At 54.9% G+C, this 1,966-nt stretch carries 4 protein-coding genes; 2 read left to right on the plus strand and 2 right to left on the minus strand.

Features of this window, described 5'->3' with window-relative positions:
- Positions 1-33 precede the first annotated feature (33 nt).
- Both H928_RS29940 and H928_RS0100685 read right to left on the minus strand, forming a co-directional pair.
- Entirely contained in the window at positions 34-666 is a 633-nt protein-coding gene (locus H928_RS29940; RefSeq protein ID WP_148292984.1) for a hypothetical protein, read from the minus strand.
- A 9-nt stretch (positions 667-675) separates the two neighbouring features.
- Positions 676-1,425 carry a S24 family peptidase gene (locus H928_RS0100685; RefSeq protein ID WP_021024749.1) on the minus strand — a complete coding sequence of 250 codons (750 nt, stop codon included), beginning with the start codon at positions 1,423-1,425 and terminating at the stop codon, positions 676-678.
- Positions 1,426-1,529: 104 nt separating this feature from the next.
- Between H928_RS0100685 and H928_RS0100690 the strand changes: the two genes are divergently transcribed.
- Positions 1,530-1,745 (plus strand): hypothetical protein, encoded by a 216-nt coding sequence (locus tag H928_RS0100690; protein ID WP_148292985.1) that lies wholly within the window; start codon positions 1,530-1,532, stop codon positions 1,743-1,745.
- Positions 1,746-1,781: 36 nt separating this feature from the next.
- Positions 1,782-1,966: hypothetical protein (locus tag H928_RS0100695; protein ID WP_027010373.1), on the plus strand; the 185-nt coding region annotated here is incomplete at its 3' end.

A 1,966-nucleotide genomic window follows, 5' to 3' on the forward strand; every position in this document is an offset into this window, starting at 1 on the left:
AGGTTTGCATGGAAATCAACACTCATGGTGGCTCTACTCAACAGCAAGAAAAGGCAAGCTATCCAGTTCTCTCTCGATGAGGTAAAGCTCGCGTGCCGCTTGAGGCGAGAGTTCTACAACCCCCATTTTGTCGGCAAGATCACCTTCATTGAAAAGCGCAAAGCGCTGCCTGTGTAGCTCAATGAATTTGTGAATTCGGGGGTCTGCGGTTAGCGGGTGTCTGATGTTGTCGACCTGGCGCGAGAAATCAAGACCTTTGGTATCTGGCAAGAAGGTTATGGAGTTGAAGCGCCGTTCACGAGGAGAGATGTCGATCAGATCTCCCTCTGCGCTCCGCCACACGGCGTGAAGCTCTGCCTCAATCATTTGGCCAACAATTTCCCATATGGCCCAGCCTAAGACTAGGCTGCCACCGGAGTTCTGCACCTGTTTTTCAACCAGCGGAAAGCAATCCTTTAGATCACCCTTAACGGGTGCGCATTTGACTTCAACGGCAGATGAATTGGCATCGACCTGCATGCAGAAATTCTTTACGTAATCTGCATTTATAGGTGCTACCCCGTGCCTGATGATGACAAAAGTGGGCCATTCTTTCTTCACTTGGAGCTGAGCAGCACCATCACCCCCGGGTTGCCCTGTAAGCCTCTTTCTTCTTGCTTCGCCCATCGCTACCCCTCAAAAACGGCGACCGTTCCAACCGTACACCACCATGCCGCAGATCCGCACCTCGTGGCCGCCGTTCAGAATGTCGATCTGCTTGATTGCCGGGTTGTCGCTGCTAATTTCGTATTTGCCATCCATCCGCTGTCGCACACGTTTGATGAACAGGCGCTGGTGCGCTTCCAGCACATAAACCCCATCGATATCGACCGAGTGAATATCGGTATCCACCAGGGCAAAGTCACCGCTTTCCAGGGTGCCGCGCATGCTGTCGCCATAGGCGTGCACCAGGCGCAAGGCCTCGGGGCGGCTGCGGGGTAAATTCCTCTTCACCCAAACCAATGACACTGGAACATCGCCCATCACCACATCGGCGGCGAGCGCTTCGCTGCCTGGGCCCATGCTGCCTGTAGCACTTAGAAGTGGAATGTATAGGGTGTCTTCTGAATGCGCAGGAGTCGGAGCCGGGCCGGTGAGGGCGTGACGACTGGGCGCTAGTACATCTTGGTTTTCCGATGCACGCTTGCCGGTGATGATGAATTGAACATCCATCCCTGCATCGGCAGCATGGGAGAGAAATGCAGCAGGGGGCGAGTTGTCCCCTCTCGCCCAGGCATAGATCGTGCCTTTGGCGTACCCCTTGCCAATTTCAGAAAAATAATCTGCCTTGAGGCTGAGTCGCTCAAGTTCAGTTCGTAATCTCGAACCAATTCCTTGAACTAGACCGGAATCCTCAACAGATTCAGTTTCTTTTTTTGAACTCATTGTTGCTTTGTTTGGAATTCTGAACTATCATCCAGCCGTAACACCAAATTACGTCCCTTCTGGGGATGGTACACGACACCGCCGTAGGCGGGGAGGCTTGGCAAATGGCATACAAGAACCCGGATCACGCACGCACGGCCAAGAAGACCGTGCGATTCCGCCCAGAGGACTGGGCCATGTTGGAAGCAATGGCCCAGCGCCTGAAAACTGAACCAGCAACGCTGGTCTACGACATGACCATGCGACGGGTGGATAACGAGCTGCAGGCATTGGGCCTGGGCGATGTTTCGCACCAACACAGCGCCGGCGCCGCCTGCTAATTGGCGGTACCCGCACAACACAAGCGGCAATGACCCATGCAGCTTTCCATCGAGCAGATCGGCTACAGCAAAGACCAGCTGGCAAAGCTGGAGCTGTACCGCCAGGCGATGCAGCTGCCAAGCATTGAAGCGGCTATAGAGCAGCTCAACCGCAGGCAGTTAGACGCCATGGTGGCGGCCATGACCGGCAAGCGGCCAGGCCCGCAGCTGGCAATCAACAA

Source organism: Comamonas sp. B-9, from assembly GCF_000410635.1.
In the GTDB taxonomy this organism is placed as follows: domain Bacteria; phylum Pseudomonadota; class Gammaproteobacteria; order Burkholderiales; family Burkholderiaceae_C; genus Comamonas.